This is a genomic window from Tenacibaculum agarivorans (assembly GCF_001936575.1).
GTDB classification, from domain to species: Bacteria; Bacteroidota; Bacteroidia; order Flavobacteriales; family Flavobacteriaceae; genus Polaribacter; species Polaribacter agarivorans.
The window spans coordinates 20,078-43,774 of sequence record NZ_MSMP01000003.1; the positions used below are offsets into that span (position 1 = coordinate 20,078).

Sequence of the window (23,697 nt, forward strand, 5' to 3'; positions counted from 1 at the left end):
GTAGCAAAACTACATCTTATTTCAGTTGTTTAGTTATAATTAATTTATTCTCTTTATATAGTTCAATTGGTGTTCCATTTTTTATTTTTGTTACACAATTTTATGAACCAATGAAAAAATATACAATTCAGAAATCTCCTTTTGTGGTTCCTACTACGGATGGAAAACTCATAGAAGAACATTTTGGGAATGCTACTGACGGAAATAAACAAGTAAGTATTGCCCATATGATAGCACCTGCAGGTTGGGCAGAACCTTTTCAAACTCCTGAATTTGATGAATATACGTATATAATTAAAGGGAAAAAGCAATTTATTATAGATGGTGACACTGTTGTTTTAGAAGCTGGACAATCTATTAAAATAGAAAAGAATACAAGAGTACAATATTCTAATCCTTTTACAGAAGAATGCGAGTATTTAGCTGTTTGTTTACCCGCATTTTCTATAGATTTTGTGAATAGGGAGGAGTAAATTTTTAGTACTTTTTTAGATAATCTAGCACATTAAATTTCTTGCGGGAATTTACACTACTCGTTTCTATATTTTTATCAAGATTCATAGGGGCAAGGTTTTTACCTCTATTATTGAAAAGGTTAGAAATCACTTTTAATAAGTTTTTGATAATTACAGGATAAAAGAATCCTATTAGAAAAAGTTTTGTATTAGAATTAATAGTATCAATTTTAATGAAATCAACAATATAATTAGAAGTGATTCCAAAAAATAGAATAGAGATGATTGTAATTCCCCAATATATTTTAGAATTAAAAATTTTGACATCATTTCCTAAAGCCCTACTTAAATTAAACCAATGCAAAATTTCTTGACCTAAAGCTCCTAAGAAACTCGGTATAAATGCTTGTAAACTAATTAAAAACATACGATTTGAATTTTAGTTAATGTTATTTCAAAAGTATGTTGGAAAGTAGCTGGTTTTTATCCCTACAATTAGGTAATTTAAAACTGATATTTCTTATCTATAGCGTATTTAACGAGTTCGTTACCACTGTTTAGGTTTAGTTTACGAATCATGTTTTTTCGGTGTGTATCTACTGTGGTTTTGGCAATAAATAAGGTTTCAGCAATTTCTTTTGAAGTTTTACCGTTTGCAATTAAGTGTAGAATTTCTTTTTCTCTGTTGGATAAAACTACTTTATCTGATTTACCAATAGTAACTTTAGTATCGACGTAGTCATTCATAAAGTTAACGGCAACATTAGGATCAAAAAAAGTTTCTCCATTTGCTACGGTTACTATAGCTTTAGAAAGCATTTTTATTCCAGAGTTTTTTAACAAATATCCAGTAGCCCCAGCATCTAACATTTGTTTAATAGCATCAGGTTGATCAAACATAGTTAATGCCAATACTTTAATATGTGGAAGTTTAGCTTTTATAATTTTAGTGGCTTCAATACCATCCATTTTAGGCATACGGATGTCTGTAATCACTAATTTAGGTTGTTTTAAGGAGACTAGCTTTACTAAATCTTCTCCATTGTTCACTGAACCAATGATATTCACATCTTCATCATACTCAAAAAACGATTTTACACCGTCAATAAGCATTTGATGATCTTCAGCTATCACAATTGTAATCATACTTTTTATTTCAAATATACCAAAGAATGAATAAGATTATTTACTTACAAATAGGTATTTACACAGGAATATTAATAATAATTGTAGTTCCTCTATCAGGCATACTGTCTATTTGAAAAGTACCATCTAAATGATTGACTCTCTTTTTGATGGAACCTAATCCCATACCAGTATTAAACTCAACGTTGTCTTTATCGAATCCTTTTCCATCGTCTTCTACAATAATGTTTAAAGTGTTTTCAAAGTGAGAGATGTTAATGGTAGCTTCTTTGGCTTCAGCGTGTTTAATGATGTTGGTCGTTAGTTCTTGAATAATTCTAAAAATGGTAATCTCTGTATTGGTGTCTAATCGTTTTTCTAAACCAAAATCTATGATTTGTATGTGTAATTGATGTGCTGCAGAAATTTTTTCTGTCATCATTTTTACAGCGACTAATAAACCTTGATTGGCAATAACACCAGCATTTTTAGCATGTGCAATACTACGTACTTTTAAATAGGTTTCATCAATCAATTTTTCGGTCTTATCATATAATTCTTCTTGATTGAAATGTTTCTTTTCTCTATTGAGTTTTAAATTCTCAAAATGTAGTTTTAGTGTGGCCAATACACTACCTATATTATCGTGTAAATCTTCTGCAATACGAATGCGTTCTTTTTCTTGGCCTTCTACCATGGCATTTATAGTATTGATTTCTTGTTCTTTGAGTAAGGTAAGATTCTTTTGTTTCTCAATTTCTTTTTGCTGTTCAGCAAGTAGGCGCTTTTTACGAGAGTTTTTAAGGTTTAAATAGGCTATGATTCCTCCTAAACATAGAAAAGCTAAGGTACCAAGGAATAAGTTTCTGTTTTGTTTTTTCTTTTGTTGCTCAACTAAAATTTGTTTTTCTTTTTCTGCAGTTTTGTATTTTTTATCTAGGTCTGCAATAGCTATATTTTGTGCATTATCATTAATGCTATCTTTTAATTTATTATATTTTCTTAAGTATAGATTTTCATTTTCGTAATCCTTCATTTTACGATAAGTATCCGCTATATTTTCATAAAAAATAAGTTTAGTTTTAGATTTATGCCTATCTAAAGGTAGAGAATCAGCTTTTTTGTAATAGCTTAACGCTTTCTTATAATTGCCTAGTAATTTTAGTTGTTCTGCTCGATTATTAAAATTGTACGCAAGAATATTAAGTTTTTTATACTTTATATAAAAAGGAGTTGCTTTTCTTGTATAGAATCTAGCTGAATCAATGTTTTTAGGAGGGATTGTTTGGAAGGAAGTACCGATATTTTCATAACAATATCCTATTCTTACGCAATCTTTTAGTTTAGATACAATAGGGATTATTTTCCTGTAGTATTTTATAGCTTCTGATTGATTTTGAGTCTTGACAAAATTAGAAGCTATTCTGTGGTATATTCTCCTTAAAGCTATTGAATCATTATTTTCAAGAGCATAATTTTCTATTTTAGTTATAATATTACTAACATCAATATTAATATTTTTTTGATGACTAAGAACTGATAAAATCAAAAGATAGCAATCTATAACATCTTTATTTTTTGATAATTTTTTAAATTGTTCGGACGATATCAGTAAATTTTTATACGATATATCGTGATTATCTAGCTTATAATTTAAATCAGAATAATAATATAACCAGACAGCCTTATCGTATTTTGTAATAGTAGTAGTATCTATTTTTTTTAATTCTTTGTCTACTTGTACTAAGTTATTATGATCAAAAGCTATCAAAAGATCCTTAAATACATCTTTTTCTTGTGAATACAAAAAATCAGTAATTAAAAAAATTACTGATATAAATATGATTTTTTCTATGACTACTTTCATTTAATCTCCACCGACAATAATGTTTCCTTTAGAAGTTTCAGGTATAATTCCATCATAAAAATAGCAGTCAAGACATAATTTTTTCTTATGTAAGCCTTCTAACCTTTCTTTATCAGAAAACTGTAAAATAACTACTTGATTCTTTGAAAAATCACAAGGAGGGTTTATTTTGAATTTTTTCCCAACTGGTGTAGAAATTCCGTGTTTAGCCTTTAATTGAAATTCATTACATTTTTCATTATTATTACATTTCCTCTTTTTTAATGTTTCAATTTCTGTTATTTCAAAGTTAGGGACTGTATTCGTTATTATTTCTATTTCAGTAGCTTTTTTAAGATCACGATCCCAAGAAGTAAATTTTCCATAGATTAGTTCATTTGCGTTTTCAAGATTAATGTAAAGTAGGTAAGGATTTTTCTTATCTCCTAATTTAACTGGTGTAATGATTTTCATTTTAGTCATTGTTATTGTCTTTGAAATTAATAAATTTTTTAAAACTAATTTTAGGCTGGCATTTTTTTAAATTTAATGATGGATTAAAGATTTCGTGGAAATGATTGGCAAAAGTGGCAGTGTTATTTGTTGTTTTTGCGAAAATTAAACCTACTACATGATTTGATTTACTTACTAATAAAGAACCAGAATCCCCACTATCAGCCATACACGTAGTCATTATTTGATTAGTATAAAAAACTTGTTTACCCCTTAATCCATCCATAAATGCAATTGTAGCATTTACTGATTTAATTTCTCCTTCAGAATATTCAGTAGTCTTTCCACACTTTTTTACAGTCATTCCAATACTAGCTTTAATAGGGGTTTTAAGTTCTATTTTTCCACATCTAGTAAATTTTTTTACTTCCATATTAGTATTTAGTCTGATAATACCAGCATCTAACTTACCTTCATCAATCATCCAAAAAATATTACCTATGATTTTTTCTTCTCCTACATCTCCTTTAGCAGGATGTACAATTGCACTATTGTTGTCATTACAATCACCTTTATGAAAAACATGAGCATTAGTAATAGCATAATTATCATTACTATTGTGCATCTTGAATATTCCACCTAGAGTTCCTCCAAATTCAAAACTTTTATAATGAGATATACCAATACCGCCTTCTAAATATTTTTGAGCGTAAACTGAAGGATTATTATTGTTTTTACATAATTTATTGACTTCACCTGCTTCCTTAATATATATGTTTTTATTTATAATTTCGATTGATATTTTTTCTGAAAATCCAATAGATTTTAATGTCATTTGTCCTAATTCATTAATAATTTTACTATCAAAATCATTATAATATTCTTTATCGTTAAAATCTCCCTTTTCAGTATTAAATTGTTTTTCTTCTTTAGAGATACTTTTTATTTCATCTATAATAATTTGATTAGTATTTTCGTTTACCAATAAGTATTTTAGCCTATCTATTAAACTAGTTATAGTACTATTTTTGTATCCTATTTCAATTGCATATTCAAATGGAATTTCTGGATGTAATACAACGGCTGCGTATGAAGGAGTTCCATTTATGTTTTTTGCAAAAATTTCTGTTTGATAATCTTTTAGATAGTTATTAGCTTCAAGTTCCGTCATGGTAATTATATTAAATGGTTAGTTGATGTGATATATTTATAGTCCAAAACTCTAAAAAATACGAGTGAGATCACTACCTACAACTAGGTATTTTAACTACTTAAATATAAGGAAGAAAGTTTTTTAGTGCATGGTAAGCACAGTTAGGATGAATCCTAAAAGAATTGCAGTGAACTTCTGAATGTTAAATTTATGATTTTCAGTAGTTTCAAAAAGAATAATAGTGGAGATGTGTAAAAATACACCAATAATTAGTGCAGAAATTTTATCGTGATGTGTGGAAAACCAAGCTACTTTTTCGCCTAAAAAATAACCTAAAGGACTCATTATACTAAATATAGCTACAAAAAGTAATGTAGTTTTTTTTGAGAATTTAGAACTTAAGAAAAAAGAAGTCAATACCACAGCAATAGGAATTTTATGTACTGCTATGGCAAAAAGAAGGTTAGCATTTGTATTATGTATAGGCAAACCTTCAGAAAAGGCATGGATACATAAACTCACAAATAATAACCAAGGAAATGTTTTTTGTTCGGAAAGATGTACATGACCGTGTTCAGCTCCTTTAGAAAAAGACTCTAATACCGATTGTATAAGAATACCAATTAGGATTAATATACCTATAGTATGAAACTGTGTATGATCTTTAGCGTCAGCATAAACTTCTGGTAATAAATGAAGCACTGTCACAGATAATAGGTAAGAACCACTAAAAGCTAATAATAACTTAGTAAATAGTTTATTTGGTTTTATAAAAAAAACAAAAGTACTACCTAAAAAAACAGCACCTATTAATAAAAGGTAATTCATTCAGCAACTAAAATTAATCTATCTGAGCTTTGCTCCTCAAAAGGATTCAGCTCATAATCTCCAAAAGTATGTGTAATTTTTAAGCCTACTTGCTCAAAGTAAGACTTCATTTTTTCAATACTTAAAAATTTTACTTTTTCAGTATAAGAGTGTTGTGTATCATCAGCAAAAAAGTCGATATGTTTTAAAATAAAACCGTCTTTTATTTCTCTTTTAATATGAAATTCAATTCCGTCTATCGTTTTTACTTCTTGCTGTACTAAATTAGCTTCTGTTTTAATTACATTTAAAAAATCCAAAACTAATACAGCATTTTCTTTGAGTCCGCTTTTCATAGCTTTTAATACTAATAAATCTTCAGTATCATCATCAAAATATCCAAAACTAGTAAACAAGTTAAAAATCGCATCGTATTTATGTTGCAATTGTTTTCTCATATCCCACACTTCAAATTGTAAGGAATCATTTTCAAACTGCTTAGCAAAATCAATACTATTCTTACTTAAATCTCCTCCAGTAACTTTATAGCCTAAAGAATTTAAATAAATTGAATGCCTTCCTTTTCCACAAGGTAAATCGGCTATGTGAGCTGATTTTGGAAGTTGTAAAAAGGAAGTGATATTTTGCATAAAAAGTTGAGCATCTGTGTCATTTCTATGCTTATATAGGGTATGATAATAACTTGTATCGAACCAAGAAGTAAACCAGTCTTTTGTCTCCATAACTAATGTGGACGCAAAAGTAATGAAAACTTACAGTTTGGTGATTTAAAAAATCAAAAGATTCTAATATTTAATCTGTAAATATATGAACAGATGTATTTCAGTAATATGATTTTTAAAGAGTTATAGGGCCTTTTATTCATAGGTTTTTTAAATTAACTTCTAATTTTTTGTCTTGAAACTCTCTTTATTTTTAAATCGAGAAAGCTTTCAATCATTTATTCCTGTAATCATTCCATTATTCGATCTATCTTTGCATTTCAATTTGAGCACATGGATAAAGATTTTAAAATGGTGGCTACTACAATTTCTGGTTTAGAAGGAGTACTAGCAGATGAGTTGAAAAAGTTAGGCGCTAGAGATGTAAAAGAAGCGGTTAGAAGTGTACATTTCAGAGGTGACAAAGGTTTCTTATACAAAGCTAATATAGCATTACGAACAGCTATTCGAATTTTAAAACCTATCAAACGTAGTAAAGTTTTTGATGAAGAAGATTTATATGAGGCTATCCAAAGAGTGAAGTGGGAACGCTTATTAGATGTAGATGGTACATTTGCAATAGATGCCGTTGTATATTCCAGAAATTTTACCTCTAACTCTCATTATATTGCTTTAAAATCTAAAGATGCTATTGCTGATTATTTTACACACAAGTTTAAGAAAAGGCCGAATGTGGATCTAAAATACCCAGATGTAAAAGTTCATGTGCATATTCATAAAGAATGGTTGACTATTTCATTGGACAGTTCAGGAGAATCATTACATAAAAGAGGATATAGAAGCGCTACCAATATTGCACCTATAAATGAGGTGTTGGCTGCAGGTTTGGTGTTACTTTCAGGATATAAAGGAGAGGAAAACTTTATAGATCCAATGTGTGGTTCTGGTACTTTATTAATAGAAGCAGCAATGATTGCTAATAATATTCCGGCCAATATTAATCGTAAACATTTTGCTTTTGAAAACTGGAAAGATTATGATGAAGATTTGTATTTTATTATTCAAGATTCATTATTGAAAAAAATTCGCAATTCTCATTTTAAAATTATGGGATTTGATAAAGCGCCTTCAGCAGTTAAAAAAGCACGACAGAATATTATTAATGCGAATCTAGAAGAATTTATAGGGGTACATCATGTAAACTTTTTTAATTCTAAGAAAGAAGTTTTTGGTAAAACCACTATTTTATTTAATCCTCCATATGGAGAACGACTAAGTATTGATGTTAAAGAATTCTATAGCAAAATAGGAGATACCCTAAAACATGGTTATCCAAATTCAACTGCTTGGTTAATTACATCTGATTTTGATGCATTAAAATTTGTGGGATTAAGAACGTCTAGAAGATTACCAATTAAAAATGGAGATTTAGATTGTAAGTTTGTTAAATACGAATTATACGAAGGCAGTAAAAAAGCAAAAAAAGTTACTGAATAGTAACTTTCTTTTGTTGTGTTGTTAAATGGAATGTCTTTCTATTATCTATTTTTAAATAGGTATTTACTAAAACTTTTTCCGTTTATTCTGGTGTATTTTGAATCTATATCATAGTTTACAACCATATTATTAATATCAAACTCACCAGATACTTTCATATATTTTATGTTTAAATCTTCTTTAAATTGAGTATTGTTAAATGATACACCATCTTTAAATTCAGTGTATTTGAAAACAGCCGTTTCACTGAATTTAGAATTTGCAAAACTTACAAATCTTTTAAATTTCGCATACTTAAATGTTGCAGGTTCGTCAAAATGAGTACCTTCAAAAGAAATATTTCTGTAAAAATTTGCATATTTAAAGGTGCTATCGTCTAAAAATTTGGTTCCACTAAAATCTGCATTCTCTTCAAAATCAGAATATTTAAACATCGATTTTCTTTCGAACGTACAATTTTTAAAAGCTACACTGCTTTCAAAGTTAGCAATAAAGGTATACCCGCTGTCTTCATGAGGAATGTAAGCTAATACATCATCAGTGAATGTGCAATTAAAAAATAAAATCTCGCCTCTGATTTGTTTTTCAACAGTGTTTGATCCTCCATTATTCCACCATTTTCTTCGTTTTGGTAAATTAGGTAATGCTTCGTCCATATATGTAAGGTCTAAGATACCTTCAATAGTTGCATTACTAATACTTACATTTTTTCCATCAGCAATGTCTTTTAAAAGATCACTTGCATATACTTTTTTCTGAGCTGTCAGCGAAACAGATATAATAAGGAGGGCTAATATTAAGATTTTTTTCATGATACTTAAATTTACTCATTTTATCATAAAGACTAAAGCATTTTTAGATTGTTACAATAAAAAAACGCCCAAAATGAATTGGACGTTTCGTATACTGTTCGATTTTTGATTTTTTAGTTCACAGAATCGCTTAAACCAGCACCTGCCTTGAACTTCACAACGTTTTTCGCTGGAATTTGGATTTCTTTACCAGTTTGAGGGTTTCTTCCGTTTCTTGCTTCTCTCTTTGTAACAGACCAAGTACCCCAACCAACTAAAGCAACTTTATCACCTTTCTTTAAAGCGCTAGTTACATTGTTAGTTAAAGAATCTAATGCAGCTTTTGCAGCAGCTTTAGAAATTCCTGCGTCAGCAGCCATTGCGTCGATTAACTCAGACTTGTTCATAATTTATAGATTTTAAAATTAATTAATAAATTTTTTGCATAAATGCTCAACAAATATAGATTTAATGGGGTATTGTGCAAGTGCGTACCTCAAAAAACAAGGCATTTGTTAATAAATAGCATTGATTTGTTAATAACCACACATAAAAAAGCCCAAAAACTCCAAATCCCTCATGAATAAAGGGCTACAGAACCGTTGCTTCAGATTCGAAAGAGAAACCGTTTAATAAACTTACAATATCAAGTTTTTTCTTACCAGAAAGCTTAATCTCTTTAATTACAAGGTATCCATCTTTCACTACAACTTTGAGTTCTTTCTTTGTAGTCAGTATTTTTCCAATTTGATATTCATGAGTTTCAAATTGTTTTTCTACACCGTAAACTTTAGCAGTAATTTCTTCATTTCCACTTTTAATAGTAGTCCAAGCAGCAGGATAAGGATTTAATCCACGGATATGGTTGTAAATCTCATCAAGTGATTTTGTCCAGTCTATTTTACAGTTATGAGGATATAACTTTGGAGCTGATTTTTCTTCTAATTCCGGTTGTTTACTTGTTTTTACTTCCCCTTTACCAATTAAATCTACAGTTTCAACTACTAAATCGGCTCCTAAATACATTAATTTGTCATGTAATTGTCCAACAATTTCATCCTCTTTTATTTGTATTTCTTTTTGAAGTATAATTTCTCCTGTATCAATTTTATCATCAATAAAGAAAGTAGTAACACCAGTTTTTGTTTCTCCATTTATAATAGCCCAATTAATAGGAGCTGCACCTCTATATTCAGGTAGGAGGGAAGCGTGTAGATTAAATGTACCGTATTCAGGCATTTTCCAAACTACAGTAGGTAACATTCTAAAAGCTACTACTATTTGTAAGTTAGCTTGTAAACTCTGTAATTCTTCAATAAAGTCTTCACTTTTTAAGTTTTTAGGTTGTAATACTTTTAAATTTTGAGAAACAGCATATTTTTTTACAGCTGATTCGTTTAATTTTCGCCCTCTACCAGCTGGTTTATCCGGAGCAGTAATTACTCCAACAATATTATAGTTTTTCTCAACTAATGTTTTTAAAATGGTAACTGCAAAATCTGGAGTTCCCATAAATACAATTCGTAAGTCTTTCATCTAGGTTAGTAAATAAGTATTATAATTTGTTACCTGTATTTTTTCTTCAGCTAGTAATTTTCGCAAATGTATCAAAATGTCTCGTTCTTTATAATTTAATTGTAAACAGATATCTCTTGAAGAAACCTCTTGATGTGTTTTTATCAATTCTAAAATATCATTAGAGACATTTTTAATTTTTTCTTCTCGCATGCATACATCACAAATACCACATTTTTTAGCTCCATTTTCATCAAAATATTCTAAAAGCTGAATATTTCTACAAAGGGTATTATTTTGTGCAAACTTAATAATACTTTTAAGTCTTTTGGATTTACGCTTGAGATGTATTTTTATTTCTTTTGCATGCCTATTTACTGTATGATTATCCTCTCTAGGATGTAGAAAATACAACTCACTGTGTTTTGAAGGAGTTTGATACTGTATAATTTCATCGTTATGCAATTCATTAAGGAGTTCAATAATCGTTTTTGAAGTGACTCCTAATTTTTTTGCAACTTTAAACTCGTTTATTGCAATTTCTTTTTCAAATAAACCACCATACATTCTAAGTAACAGATCTATAAATTTTACTTTTTTATAATTTGCTTCTTTATACTTAATAAGTTGGGCATGATGAATTAAAAATTGAATTGTGGATTTTTTCTGACTAAAATTATTGATTTCAATAATCCCAAAATTATGCAATATTTGTAAAGAATTAAATACTTTTTTGGGAGATACTTCGTATGTATTACTGAATTTATAAATGTCAAAATCAAATCCCGTAGGAATTAATTCTCCCTTTGCTATTTGAAAGTATTGATAAAGCTTTTTATGAATGTATTTTATATCTTCAATAGTAGGTTGACTATTTTTAAAAGATTCATAATGGTGTTTTAAACTACTTAAATTTGTTAGGGTTATTGCAAAAGATTTTTCATTGTTTCGACCAGCTCTTCCTGCTTCCTGAACATAATTTTCAATTGAGCTCGGAATATCATAATGTATCACAAGTTTTACATCAGCTCTATCTATACCCATACCAAAAGCATTGGTTGCTATAATAATAGGAGTTGTATTACTCATCCAATTTTTATATGCAGTTTCTTTATCAGTTGCTGATAAGCCTCCATGATAAAATGAAGTTTTAAAACCGTTAGATTTTAAATAGTTTGATATTTCAATAGTTCTTTTTCTGGAGTTTACATATACTATAGCAGGAACATTTTGTTTTAAGAAAATATGTTTTAGTTTGTATAATTTATCTTCAGTAAACAAAACATGATATCCTAAATTTTCTTTATAGAATGATTTTTTAAAAGTGATTACATTTTCTAAAGTTAATACTTCATCAATATCTTTAATCACTTTTTTAGTAGCCGTGGCAGTTAAGGCTATTATTTTAGCATCAGGTTTTAGTGTTTTTAAAATATCTAATTTAGCATAAGAAGGACGAAAATCATGCCCCCATTCAGAAATACAATGCGCTTCATCTACAGTGAAAAAAGAAATGGGGAGTTCTTTTAGTTTTTCTTGAATGAGTTTAGATTGAATTCTTTCTGGAGATAGATATAAGAATTTATAGTCTCCGTACTTTAAGTTGTCAAAAATTCGAACAATTTCATCTATAGAACTCCCAGAAGGAATTTGTAGTGCTTTAATTCCTTTTTTAGAAAGCCCTTGAATTTGATCGTTAATTAAAGCGAGTAAAGGTGAAATTACCACACAAATACCTTCTTTAAGTAGCGCGGGTACTTGAAAGCATATAGATTTACCGCCTCCAGTGGGTAATAAGCCAATGACATCATTATCTTCTAAAACAGCGGTTATAATTTCAAGTTGTTGAGCTCTAAAGGTATCAAAACCCCAATATTTTTTTAATATTTCGCTCGGTTGTTTCATTGTTATAAATGACTCAAAATAAAATTTGCTCTATTCTTTACACTATCAAAAGGTACATTAATAATTTCATATCCTAATTCTGAATATGCATCATATAAAAAAGTACTAATAACTTCTGCTTGTTCAAAAGTTTCGTAACGTTCATTATCGGACCTATATATTTTTTTCCAAGGTAAAAATTGAAATATTTTTGTGTATTTATATTGTATACTTTTTTCTATAAAAACGTCTGGAAATTCGGTATTAAAATATCTCATATAAGCATAAACACTTGGAATTCCTCTATCGAAAAAGATCACACGATCTTTTGTGTTTTCAGCTTCAATATACTGTTTTTCTCTTCCTTCTAATAGTTTGGTACTGAATAAAATAGGGTCTGTAAGAAAAAGCTGATCTATTCCTTCTTTTTGTGCTTGTTTAGTAACCTCTCTGGAAATTTCGGGCATACATGTAAACCCTTGTCTTTTTAAATATCGTAAAACAGAAGACTTACCCGTTCCTGGTCCCCCTATAAAAACAATTTTTTGTTGCATGTAGCAAAAATACTAGTTTAAGTAGTTAAATTTAATAAATAGTGTAATTTTGTGTTCAGTTTTTGTCAAGGTAAATCCAATACACAAAATTTAAAGCAATATAGAAGAATTTTATGTCAGATAGAGAAGCGTTTTATGAAAGTTTAAGAGAGAAATTAACAGATACTACGAATTTTCCAACCAAATATTTATATAAATTTATCGTTCCTTCTAAAGAAACTCAAGTTAAACAAGTTCAAGATTTGTTTACTAAAGGCGGTGCTGTAATTAACACAAGAAAATCAAGATCAGGGAAATACACCAGTGTTTCTATACATATTGATGTTACTGATGTTGATGAAGTAATCTCCTATTACAGAAAAGCCGAAAATATTGAAGGTATTATATCATTGTAAAACTTATGAAAACACTATCAACTTTTATTATCTCTTTCCTGTTTGCAGGAGTTGTTTTTGCACAAAAAAAACAAGTATTATTAACTATTAATAATGAGCCTGTTTATGTTTCTGAATTTAAGAGAGTTTACGAGAAGAATTTAGATCAAATAAAAGAAGAGGATAAGGATATTGATAAAAATTTAGACCTTTTTATCAATTATAAACTAAAATTAATTGATGCATATAAACTTAAACTAGATACTTCTAAATTATATAAGAGTGAACTGAGTTCGTATAAAAACCAGTTAATGACTCCGTATCTTCATGATGATGAATTCAAACAAAAATTATTAAAAGAAGCTTACGAAAGAACAGTTAATGAAGTTAGAGCAAGTCATATATTAATCTCTTTTTCTAAAAAAGGTGAACATAATGATTCTATATCTATCAAACAAAAACTACAAAATGTTAAGGATAGAATTGCCAAAGGAGAATCATTTGAAAAATTAGCAAAAGAAGTATCCGATGATCCTTCCGCTAAAGTAAATGCAGGTGATTTAGGATATTTTTCTGCTTTCAGAATGGTATATCCGTTTGAAGAAGCTGCATACAAAACCAAAGTAGGAGAAGTATCAGAGCCATTTAAAACTAGATTTGGATTTCATATTTTAAAAGTTACAGATAAAAGAAAATCTAAAGGAGAATTTGAAACAGCTCATATTTTAATCAGAAATGATAAGTCTAATGCTAAATCTATCATAGATTCTTTATATAATGAGATTAGAAAAGGGGCTTCGTTTGAAGATTTAGCTAAGAAATTTTCTGATGATAAAGGATCAGCAAGTAATGGAGGTAAACTACCAAAATTTGGTTCAGGAAGAATGGTTTTACCTTTTGAAAAAGCAGTATTAAATTTACAAAAAGAAGGAGAAGTAAGTAAGCCTTTTCAAACAAGATTTGGCTGGCATATAGTGAAATTAATTAAAAATTATCCGGTAAAAACTTTTGAAGAGTTAGAGCCTGAATTACAGCAAAGAATCAGAACAAGTAATAGAGGTAATCTGTCAGTTAAAAAGTTAATTAGTAATTTAAAAACTAAATATAAGCCTCAATTTGATCAAAATTTGATTGATTTAGTTAAAAATAATAAAGAAAATACTACTTTGAGTAGTGAAAAGTTAAGCGCTCCAGTTATAACTATAAAAGAAAAGCAAATACCGCTAAAATCTTTTGTAACTTACATAGAGAATAAAAAATATATTCCTTTTGATGATTTATGGGAAAAATTTCAAAATGAAGAGATACTTTCTTACTACAAAGATGATTTAGAAAATATTTACCCTGAATACAAATATACACTTCAAGAATATAAAGATGGTTTACTATTATTCGATTTAATGAAGCTTAAAATTTGGGATAAGTCACAAAATAACACAAAAGAATTAGAAACGTATTTTGAAACGAATAAAGCCAAATACAAAGGGGAAGAATTAGACAAGGTTAGAGGAGAAGTAATCAATGATTATCAAAAAGATTTAGAAGATAACTGGATTGCTAGTTTAAGAAAAGAAAATACAATCAAAATAAATAAAAGAACACTCAAAAAAATAAAGAAATCGTATAATCAATAATAATAAATCGAGGTTGAAAAAAGTAATTTATATATGTAGTATAATTGCTTGTTTTTCATGTGATAAAATCAATCTATTACGTTCAGAGGGGGCACAAAAACGTAATGAACCTATAGTTGCTTCTGTGGGAGAGGCAAAGCTATATTTATCTGATGTAGATGGTATAGTACCAAAGGGTACAGCTAAAAATGACAGTTTAGTTTTGATTAAAAGTTTTATTACAACTTGGGCAAAACAACAATTATTACTTCAAAAAGCAGAAAATAACATATCTGAAGGTCAAAGTAATCAAATAGATCAGTTGGTAAAAGACTATAAGGAGAGTTTATATATCAATGACTATAAGGAGAGTTTGATCAATCAGCAATTAGATACTATTATTTCTGATGAATCAATTGCTCAATATTATTTAAGAAATAAAGAGAATTTTAGATTAAATGAAGAGCTATTACAAATAAAGTTCATTTATTTTGGAAAAGATTTTTTAGATAAGGAAGAAGCAATTAAAAAATTCAAGTCAAGTGAAATTGAAGATTTAGAGGAGCTGGAGAATTTAACTATTAATTTTAAAGATTATCAGTTAAGAGATTCTACATGGATTACTTATGATAAATTTTTACTTAAAATTCCGCCTTTTAGATATGAAAAGAAAGAAAATTTGTTAAAAAAATCCAAATTCATTCAAAAAGAAGATAGTTTAGGAGTATATTTGGTCGCTGTGAATGGAGTTTTAAAAAGAAATGACATTGCTCCTATAAGTTATATTAAAAACAACATTAAACAACTTATTTTACACAAGCGTAAGATAGAGTTAGTTAGAGAGATAGAAAAAACGTTGATTAATGATGCAATTAAAAACAATGAGTTTAAAGAGTATTAGTAGTGTACTAATTTTAGGGTTACTTCCTTTTTTGAGTAGTGCTCAGGAAAATAAAATTGATGGTGTAGCAGTAGTAATTGGTAAAAACATTGTTTTAGATTCTGATATAGAGAAGTTTAAACAAGAGGTTGAGTTAAGAAGTGAGGGTAAGGTTCAAATCTCAGATTGCGAGATGTTAGAAGAATTAATGCAACAAAAATTACTAGCACATCACGCAGTTGTAGATAGTGTAGTAGTTTCTCAAAGTGAAATTGACTCTAGAGTACAAAGAAGTATAGCTTTTTTTACTCAGGAATATGGTTCTGAAGATAAGGTGGTTGAAGCATATGGTTTTAATGACGTTAAAGATTTAAAGAAAGAACTAGGACGAGTTCAAAAAGAAAACTTACTTATAGAGAAAGAACAACAAAAAGTTACTGAAGATATAGATGTTACTCCAGAAGAAGTTCGTTTGTATTTTAACGGATTAAAAGATAAAGAAGAACTACCTGAATTTCCTGCTGAAGTACAATTAGCTCAGATAGTATTAAGAGCTGAAGCTACAGAAGAAGAGAACAATGAAATCATTGACAAATTAAATAAAATTAAAAAGGAGATTGAAGTAGATGGTGCTAGTTTTAAATTAAAAGCTATTATCAATTCTGATGATCCATCTGTAGGTAGAAATGGAGGTAATATGGGACCGATCACTAAAGATAGTCCTTTTATAAAAGAATTTAAAGAAGTAGCTTTTTCTTTAGATGAAGGTCAAATCTCTGAACCATTTAAAACTATTTTTGGTTATCATATTGTTTTGTTGAATAAAATAAAAGGAAATGCTAGAGATGTATCACACATATTAATGACTCCAGAAATTAGTGATAAAAAACTAGAAGAAACTAAGCAAAAGCTTGATAGTATAAGAATAGATGTAGCTGAAGGAAAGATTAAATTTGATGAAGCCGCAAGAAAATATTCTGAAGATAAAGAAACAAAAAATAGTGGTGGATTAATTGTTAATCCTTATACAGGTGAAACTACTTTTGATTTGACAAGAATGGATCCTGCACTTTATGGTAGAATTAATGATCTACAAAAAGGAGAATTATCTGAAGTTTTTTATGATGAAACTAGAGCAGGAGAGAAGATGTATAAACTCATCTTTATGAAAGAAAGAACCAATACGCATAAAGCAGATCTAGTAGAAGATTATGTAAAGGTTCAACAATTAGCTTTAACGAAGAAAAAAGAAGAAACAATCACAAAATGGTCAAAAGATAAGATATTAGAAACTTATATTAAGCTTGGAAGTAATTATAAAAAGTGTAACTTTAAAGCGAATTGGAAAAAAGATAATCAATAAATGTCAGACGTTACTGCAGTAAATAATTTAGTAACTAAATATACACAGTTACAACAAGAAATAGGTAAAGTAATTATTGGTCAAAAAGAAGCGGTTAATTTCACGTTGTTATCCGTTTTTTGTGGAGGACACTCTCTTCTTATAGGTGTGCCTGGATTAGCAAAAACGCTACTAGTAAATACTATTTCAGATGCGTTAGGATTAGGATTTAATAGAATACAGTTTACTCCTGATTTAATGCCATCTGATATACTTGGAAGTGAAATTTTAGATGAAACTAGAAATTTCAAATTTATAAAAGGACCTATTTTCTCTAACATTATTTTAGCAGACGAAATCAATAGAACACCGCCTAAAACTCAAGCAGCTTTATTAGAAGCTATGCAGGAGCGTTCAGTAACAATAGCCGGTAACCATTATAAACTTGATTTACCTTTTTTTGTATTAGCTACACAAAACCCAATTGAGCAAGAAGGAACATATCCTTTACCAGAAGCTCAGTTAGACCGTTTCATGTTTTCTATTAATTTAGATTATCCTAGTTTTGAAGAAGAAGTACAAGTAGTTAAAAACACTACAGCTGAGCTTAATCAAAAAGTAAACGCTTTATTTAGTGCTTCCGAAATCATTGAAATCCAAAAATTAATTAGAAAAATACCTGTTGCAGATAATGTAGTAGAATATGCTGTTTCTTTAGTAGGAAAAACAAGACCTAAATCTGAAAATGCTACAGATCTAGTTAAAAAATATATTGATTGGGGAGCTGGTCCGCGTGCTTCACAGAATTTAATTTTAGCAGCTAAAGCTAATGCAGCAGTAAATGGAAAATACTCTCCTGATATTGAAGATGTTCAAGCAGTAGCAATCCCTATACTTTCACATAGGGTCGTTAAAAATTATAAAGCAGAAGCAGAGGGAGTTACAGTTAAAGAAGTAATTACTTCTTTATTTTAATCTTTTACCAACTTATCAGTTAAAACTTTGGTAGTTTCATTAAAATTATACTCAAATGTATAATTACCAGATTCCAATGGAGTTTCACCAACAAAATCAATGGGCATCCAACCATACTGTTGTCCTTCAATAGTAATATTCACTGAACCATAACTATAAGATGTTTCAAATGCTTTGTAATCAGATGTTTCATTAGGTTTGAGGTTACCAAAATTTACTTCATTAAACGTAGCGTTTTCGAAGGTAATATTACTATTATTTTTAAGTCGTATTCTTATTTCTCCTTCTATACTTTCAGATGTTGAACAAGACAAAAAAAAGATGATAAATAAAAAACTGTAGATATATCTCATGGTTTATTCTTTTCAATAAGATATCATTTAATCTGTATGGTTGCGTTGAAAATTAATTTTTATATAAAAAAACTCGGAATTTTAAAATCCCGAGTTTATATTCCATACGATTGAAAAGTTTAGTTTTTAATAATCTTTTTAGTAAAAGAGCGTTGTCCATCACTTATTTCAAGTATATAAATCCCTTGAGTAAAGCTACTAACATCAATTGCTTTATCTGTACTTCCAACTTTAATAATTTGTCCAACATAGTTCATGATTTTAAAAGTAGCTTCTCTAGCATCTCTTAAAGATATATTTATAAAGTCTGTAGTTGGATTAGGATAAATGTCAGCTTTAAAAATTGGTTCTTCATTGCTTAATTCTTCATCTATTTGAATAGGAGTTGAAGTATTAGAATTCCTTGAAGAAGTTCCTATGTTTACAGTATAATCTTCAACTTCTCCATATGAAAAAGTTTCACATGCTGTAGGTGCTCCATTCCACTTCATAGATACACGCATTCTTGTAGCGCCAGTTTTTGCTGTGTTTGGAATAGTAAAAGTATATGATAAATTTCCAGCACTAGACGATGAACCAGACACTACTTCTTCACCTGATTCAAAAGTACCATTTTGATTAAAATCTATCCAAACTTTCCAATATTCAGTATAAGGAGAACCAACAAAAGCAGCGCTAACAATAATTGTATTACTACCAAAAGATAAATTACCAGTTAAATTTGTGAAATCTCCATATCCTCCGTTTGCAGCTGTACTATTTGAAATACCACCAATTGTTACGTTGTCAATGTATTCATAATTGGTACTATTTCCTTTAGAACTACAATAGACTGCTGTTGCTGATTGTGTGGTAACAGTAATAGCATTACTAGAATTTGAAACATTTCCTGCAGCATCAATAGCTCTTATAGTAAATGTATACGTAGTATTGGCTGTTAATCCTGTTACATTATAATTAGTGTTGGTTATAGTAGTAATTCTAGTAGATCCTCTGAATACCTCATAACCAGTTACAGCTATATTATCCGTAGAAGCAGACCAACTTAAGTTAACTGAAGTTTGTGTAGTATTAGATGCTCCTAAATTTGAAGGAGGAGATGGGGCTAATGTGTCTGGACCAGGACCACTTCCACCACCATCTACACTATGTGTACCTAATCCATCAGAGGTGTTATTAGCTAAAGAATCCCATTCAGAAGTTGTATAAGATGTATTAGGAGAAGTAATTGAAGATTTACGACGTAAAGTTACGTCTTTACCAAAATTAGAGCTGCTATTAGAAGTACCAACAACATCAATAATAGAACTATTTTTAAATAAAGCTACAGCATCATTTCCATTAAAATTTACTACACCACCACTAATTGTTTGGTTGGCATTACTTGTTATAGCTGATGATGCACTTGAATGTGCTATTACATATACTTCACCGTTAGCTAATTGTCCAGATAAATTCAATGTACTACCCCAAGAATTATTACCATTGGTAGTTTTCTGTAATGAATATCCTGATAAGTTAACCGTACTACCTGTAAAATTAGCAATTTCAATAGCTTTATTAAAAGATGAACCTTCAACATACTCTGAGATAATTAATTCTGTTGTAGTTCCTGTTCCTCCACCAGTACCTCCAGAGGTAGTAGTCACACTTACACTGTTACTATTTCCAGATACATTACCAGTAGCATCAAAAGCTCTCACACTAAAAGAGTATGAAGTACCAGCAGTTAATCCAGTTACATTATAAGATGTTGAAGATGTGGTGTTAATAAGAGTTGTTCCATTGTATATATTATAACCTGTTACAGCTACATTATCTGTAGAAGCATTCCAAGTTAAATCTACTGAGTTTTGAGAAATATTTGAAGCTATTAAACCTGAAGGTATAGAAGGAGCTTGTGTATCAGTAGAGCCACCGCCTGTATTAAATAGGTCTTCAGCTTGTGGACCACCCCAAATTTGAGTAGCAAAAGCAGGATTATCAATAAAAGGATTTCTGTTTCCTTGTTCTTGTGCTAAAATAGGGTTACGCTGCTTTTCTAAATCTGAAACAGGATCTTCGGCATTCCACTGTAAGAATAGACTGATCATGTTTGAATCTGTAGCTACAGTACTTCCTACTCCCACATTAGTTGGTAATGTTTGATTTCCGTAGCGTAAATACATATACATCATCATTCTTGCAACATCACCTTTCCATTCATCACCGGGGTACCAGTGACCTTGAGGAGTAATATAAGAAGCTGCTCCACTACCTGCAGCAAACTTTCTATTACTTCTTGAAGAATTTCTAGAACCATCACAAGGTCGTAAACTATGCGCGTCAGATCCAGGACCAGAACTTCCTAAATTTGGATTTCCTAAAGATCTAGGGTATACATGTTCTCTATTCCAGTCTCCAGAACTACCACCATTTGCATCTCTTCCTCTAGTTCTATCATTAGTTATATTAGAATCTGAATCATCCCAACCATAAATTAATAAAACACGAGAAGAATTATTAGGATCTAAATCAGTTTGCTTTAAAGCATTCCATACACCTGGCGTATAGCTTAAAAAATTATTATGTGTACTGATTATTTTTGTGGCAAGTTCATTTTTAAGTGATTGACCACTAAGATTTAAATTTACATCATTATAATATGATGGAATTTGGCTGAACACTGATAGTGAGGTAATCAGTGTTACAATGAGAAAAAATTTTTTCATTGATTAAAAGTTTGGGTTAAGTTTTTTAGTCGTTAACAAATAACAGTTGAATATGTTAATAAAACATTAACAAACAGTTAATTATCGTTAAGTTATTAACAAAAAGAAATCAAGTGGAAAATCATTAGAAAAAATGTAAATTTGCAGGCTAAATACTAAACTAAAAAATGAAGATATCATATAACTGGCTACAACAGTTTTTACAGTTTGATTGGGCACCAGAAAAGATAGGTGAGTTATTGACCGATTTAGGACTTGAAGTTGAGGGAATTGAATTAAAAGAGAGTATTAAAGGAAGTCTTAAAGGGGTTGTTGTTGGTGAAGTTTTAACTTGTGTAAAACATCCAAATGCAGATAAATTAAAAGTAACTACCGTTAATTTAGGTTTGGAAAACCCAGTTCAAATTGTGTGTGGAGCTCCTAACGTTGCTGCTGGACAGAAAGTTCCTGTAGCTACTATTGGAACTATGTTATATGATGACAAAGGAGAAGGCTTTAAAATTAAGAAAGGGAAAATAAGAGGTGAAGAGAGTCATGGGATGATTTGTGCTGAAGATGAATTAGGATTAGGAAATAGTCATGATGGAATAATGATACTTGATAATGACTTAAAACCAGGAACACTATGTTCTGAAGTTTTCAATATTGAAGTAGATCATGTATTTGAAATTGGTTTAACACCGAACAGAGCAGATGCGATGAGTCATTATGGTGTAGCAAGAGACTTACGTGCCGGTTTATCTCAAAAAGAGGTTGTTTTAGAATTAATCTCTCCTTCAGTTTCTGACTTTCATGTAGATGAAAGAAGATTAAAAATTGATGTTGAAGTTGAAAATAAAGAATTAGTACCAAGATATTGTGGTATTACTATTACTGATGTTGAAGTAAAAGAATCTCCTGAGTGGATTAAAAATAGATTAAAAGCAATAGGAATTGCACCTAAAAATAATGTAGTAGATATTACAAATTATGTATTACATGAATTAGGACAACCGTTACACGCTTTTGATGCTTCAAAAATTAAAGGGAATAAAGTTGTAGTTAAAACTTTAGAAGAAGGAACAAAATTTACAACTTTAGATGAAGTAGAAAGAGAATTATCTGGAGAAGATATTATGATTTGTGATGCTGAAGAAAATCCATTATGTATTGGAGGAGTATTTGGAGGTTTAAAATCAGGAGTTACTGAAAATACAACTACAATTTTCTTAGAAAGTGCTTACTTTAATCCAGTTTCTGTACGTAAAACCGCAAAAAGACATGGACTAAACACAGATGCATCTTTCCGTTTTGAAAGAGGAATTGATATCAATCAAACGAAATATGCATTAAAAAGAGCTGCTTTATTAATAGAAGAATATGCAGGAGGTAAAATGTCTTCAGATATTATGGATTTCTTCCCTGAAAAAGTGAAAGATTTTGAGGTGTTTTTATCTTTTGAAAATGTATATAGATTAATAGGTCAAGAGATACCAAAAGAGACTATTAAAAAGATTTTAGCTTCTTTAGAAATAAAAATTAATAGTGTTACCGAAGCAGGCTTAGGTCTTGTGATACCATCTTATAGGGTTGATGTACAAAGAGAAGCAGATATTATCGAAGAGATTTTAAGAGTTTATGGTTATAATAATATTGAGTTTTCTCATAAATTAAATACGTCTATTTCTTTTGATAGTGATATTCAGGTAAAAGTAGAAAACTTAGCTGCTAATCAGTTAATTTCATTAGGATTCAATGAAACTATGGCTAATTCATTAACTAAAGCAGATTATATAGCACTTTCCGAGGATTTAAATGAAAACTTTAATGTAGAAATGTTAAATCCATTAAGTAATGATTTAAAAGTAATGAGACAATCTTTACTATTTAGTGGTTTAGAGAGCATTGCTTACAATATTAATAGAAAAAACAGTGCTTTAAAGTTTTTTGAATTTGGGAAAACCTACCATAAATATGAAAATGGTTATCAGGAAGATAAACATTTAACACTATTTGTAACTGGTAATAGAAATAAAGAAAGTTGGAAGGTAGCTTCTCAAACTTCAGATTTTTTCTATTTAAAAGGTGTAGTCTCTAGTATTTTAGAAAGATTAGGAGTAACTAAATTAAAATCATCACCAATTAAATCAGATGTTTTTTCTGAAGGAATTACTCTGAGTTTAGGAAAAACTAAGTTAGTTGATTTAGGAGTCGTAAAACGAGCAATAACTAAAGAGTTCTCTATAAAACAAGAGGTCCTTTTTGCAGATTTTAAATGGGATGCTATCTCAGGTTTAATCGGAAAGAAGAATATTAAAGTAGCTGACCTACCTAAATTCCCTGCAGTAAAAAGAGATTTAGCATTATTGTTGGATAATAAAGTAGAGTTTAAAGAAATCTACAACTTAGCTTTTCAAGCAGAAAGAAAGTTATTGAAAGATGTAGATTTATTTGATGTTTATGAAGGTAAAAATTTACCTGAAGGTAAAAAATCGTATGCGGTTAGTTTTGTTCTGCAAGATGAAAACAAAACGCTAAACGATAAACAAATCGATAAAATAATGCAAAAATTGCAACAAACATTCGAAAAGAATGTTGGTGCAGAATTAAGATAATATTAGCTCCTAATGGAGCTTTTTTTATAATTTTATATTACCTCGAGTATTATTGAGTTTAAAAGTTTTAAACGAAAATAAGTAGTGCAGTC

At 29.5% G+C, this 23,697-nt stretch carries 22 protein-coding genes; 8 read left to right on the forward strand and 14 right to left on the reverse strand.

From position 1 onward, the window contains the following. Positions 1 to 110: 110 nt before the first annotated feature. Positions 111 to 473, forward strand: a complete 363-nt coding sequence (locus BVC87_RS02815) for a cupin domain-containing protein (protein WP_075340835.1) — start codon at positions 111 to 113, stop codon at positions 471 to 473. Between the two features lie 4 nt (positions 474 to 477). Here BVC87_RS02815 and BVC87_RS02820 read toward each other — a convergent pair whose 3' ends face one another. The 7 genes from BVC87_RS02820 to BVC87_RS02850 form a co-directional block, all read right to left on the reverse strand. Further along, complete coding sequence (locus BVC87_RS02820) at positions 478 to 882, reverse strand: hypothetical protein (protein WP_075340836.1); 405 nt, start codon at positions 880 to 882, stop codon at positions 478 to 480. 77 nt (positions 883 to 959) lie between these two features. Next, positions 960 to 1,601: a response regulator gene (locus BVC87_RS02825; RefSeq protein ID WP_075340837.1), complete on the reverse strand. Its 642-nt coding sequence runs from the start codon at positions 1,599 to 1,601 to the stop codon at positions 960 to 962. Positions 1,602 to 1,659: 58 nt separating this feature from the next. Further along, positions 1,660 to 3,447: a tetratricopeptide repeat-containing sensor histidine kinase gene (locus BVC87_RS02830; RefSeq protein ID WP_075340838.1), complete on the reverse strand. Its 1,788-nt coding sequence runs from the start codon at positions 3,445 to 3,447 to the stop codon at positions 1,660 to 1,662. Further along, positions 3,448 to 3,900: a hypothetical protein gene (locus BVC87_RS02835; protein WP_143569702.1), complete on the reverse strand. Its 453-nt coding sequence runs from the start codon at positions 3,898 to 3,900 to the stop codon at positions 3,448 to 3,450. Between the two features lies 1 nt (position 3,901). Beyond that, positions 3,902 to 5,050, reverse strand: a complete 1,149-nt coding sequence (locus BVC87_RS02840; protein WP_075340840.1) for a trypsin-like serine protease — start codon at positions 5,048 to 5,050, stop codon at positions 3,902 to 3,904. Between the two features lie 123 nt (positions 5,051 to 5,173). Further along, positions 5,174 to 5,860, reverse strand: coding sequence for a ZIP family metal transporter (locus BVC87_RS02845; RefSeq protein ID WP_075340841.1), 687 nt, complete (start codon positions 5,858 to 5,860; stop codon positions 5,174 to 5,176). Next, a complete protein-coding gene (locus BVC87_RS02850; RefSeq protein WP_075340842.1) occupies positions 5,857 to 6,582 on the reverse strand; it encodes an SAM-dependent methyltransferase in 726 nt (241 codons plus the stop codon). Before BVC87_RS02850 ends, BVC87_RS02845 begins: the two co-directional genes overlap by 4 nt. Before the next feature lie 273 nt (positions 6,583 to 6,855). Between BVC87_RS02850 and BVC87_RS02855 the strand changes: the two genes are divergently transcribed. Continuing rightward, positions 6,856 to 8,019 (forward strand): THUMP domain-containing class I SAM-dependent RNA methyltransferase, encoded by a 1,164-nt coding sequence (locus BVC87_RS02855; RefSeq protein WP_075340843.1) that lies wholly within the window; start codon positions 6,856 to 6,858, stop codon positions 8,017 to 8,019. 41 nt (positions 8,020 to 8,060) lie between these two features. Here BVC87_RS02855 and BVC87_RS02860 read toward each other — a convergent pair whose 3' ends face one another. From BVC87_RS02860 to BVC87_RS02880, 5 genes are all read right to left on the reverse strand, one after another. Further along, a complete protein-coding gene (locus BVC87_RS02860) occupies positions 8,061 to 8,831 on the reverse strand; it encodes a pentapeptide repeat-containing protein (RefSeq protein ID WP_075340844.1) in 771 nt (256 codons plus the stop codon). A gap of 113 nt (positions 8,832 to 8,944) precedes the next feature. Then, a complete protein-coding gene (locus BVC87_RS02865; protein WP_075340845.1) occupies positions 8,945 to 9,217 on the reverse strand; it encodes an HU family DNA-binding protein in 273 nt (90 codons plus the stop codon). Between the two features lie 184 nt (positions 9,218 to 9,401). Beyond that, positions 9,402 to 10,346: a methionyl-tRNA formyltransferase gene (gene fmt, locus BVC87_RS23650; protein ID WP_200799157.1), complete on the reverse strand. Its 945-nt coding sequence runs from the start codon at positions 10,344 to 10,346 to the stop codon at positions 9,402 to 9,404. Next, entirely contained in the window at positions 10,347 to 12,230 is a 1,884-nt protein-coding gene (locus BVC87_RS02875; protein WP_075340846.1) for a RecQ family ATP-dependent DNA helicase, read from the reverse strand. Positions 12,231 to 12,232: 2 nt separating this feature from the next. Next, positions 12,233 to 12,763: an AAA family ATPase gene (locus BVC87_RS02880; protein ID WP_075340847.1), complete on the reverse strand. Its 531-nt coding sequence runs from the start codon at positions 12,761 to 12,763 to the stop codon at positions 12,233 to 12,235. Positions 12,764 to 12,876: 113 nt separating this feature from the next. On the opposite strand from BVC87_RS02880, the gene BVC87_RS02885 reads away from it, so the two are divergent. From BVC87_RS02885 to BVC87_RS02905, 5 genes are read left to right on the forward strand one after another with little or no spacing between them, the layout of a single operon-like run. Continuing rightward, positions 12,877 to 13,158 (forward strand): DUF493 family protein, encoded by a 282-nt coding sequence (locus tag BVC87_RS02885; RefSeq protein ID WP_075340848.1) that lies wholly within the window; start codon positions 12,877 to 12,879, stop codon positions 13,156 to 13,158. 5 nt (positions 13,159 to 13,163) lie between these two features. Continuing rightward, complete coding sequence (locus BVC87_RS02890) at positions 13,164 to 14,771, forward strand: peptidylprolyl isomerase (protein WP_075340849.1); 1,608 nt, start codon at positions 13,164 to 13,166, stop codon at positions 14,769 to 14,771. Between the two features lie 13 nt (positions 14,772 to 14,784). Continuing rightward, positions 14,785 to 15,651: a hypothetical protein gene (locus BVC87_RS02895; RefSeq protein ID WP_075340850.1), complete on the forward strand. Its 867-nt coding sequence runs from the start codon at positions 14,785 to 14,787 to the stop codon at positions 15,649 to 15,651. Beyond that, positions 15,614 to 16,993: a peptidylprolyl isomerase gene (locus BVC87_RS02900; protein ID WP_075340851.1), complete on the forward strand. Its 1,380-nt coding sequence runs from the start codon at positions 15,614 to 15,616 to the stop codon at positions 16,991 to 16,993. Before BVC87_RS02895 ends, BVC87_RS02900 begins: the two co-directional genes overlap by 38 nt. Then, a complete protein-coding gene (locus BVC87_RS02905; RefSeq protein WP_075340852.1) occupies positions 16,994 to 17,947 on the forward strand; it encodes an AAA family ATPase in 954 nt (317 codons plus the stop codon). Here BVC87_RS02905 and BVC87_RS02910 read toward each other — a convergent pair. Both BVC87_RS02910 and BVC87_RS02915 read right to left on the reverse strand, forming a co-directional pair. Next, entirely contained in the window at positions 17,944 to 18,300 is a 357-nt protein-coding gene (locus BVC87_RS02910) for a hypothetical protein (RefSeq protein ID WP_143569703.1), read from the reverse strand. The genes BVC87_RS02905 and BVC87_RS02910 overlap by 4 nt on opposite strands. Positions 18,301 to 18,419: 119 nt before the next feature. Then, positions 18,420 to 21,011 carry an endonuclease gene (locus BVC87_RS02915; RefSeq protein WP_075340854.1) on the reverse strand — a complete coding sequence of 864 codons (2,592 nt, stop codon included), beginning with the start codon at positions 21,009 to 21,011 and terminating at the stop codon, positions 18,420 to 18,422. A 167-nt stretch (positions 21,012 to 21,178) separates the two neighbouring features. Here BVC87_RS02915 and pheT point away from each other — a divergent pair, with 167 nt between their 5' ends. Further along, positions 21,179 to 23,605: a phenylalanine--tRNA ligase subunit beta gene (gene pheT, locus BVC87_RS02920; RefSeq protein WP_075340855.1), complete on the forward strand. Its 2,427-nt coding sequence runs from the start codon at positions 21,179 to 21,181 to the stop codon at positions 23,603 to 23,605. Positions 23,606 to 23,697 lie beyond the last annotated feature (92 nt).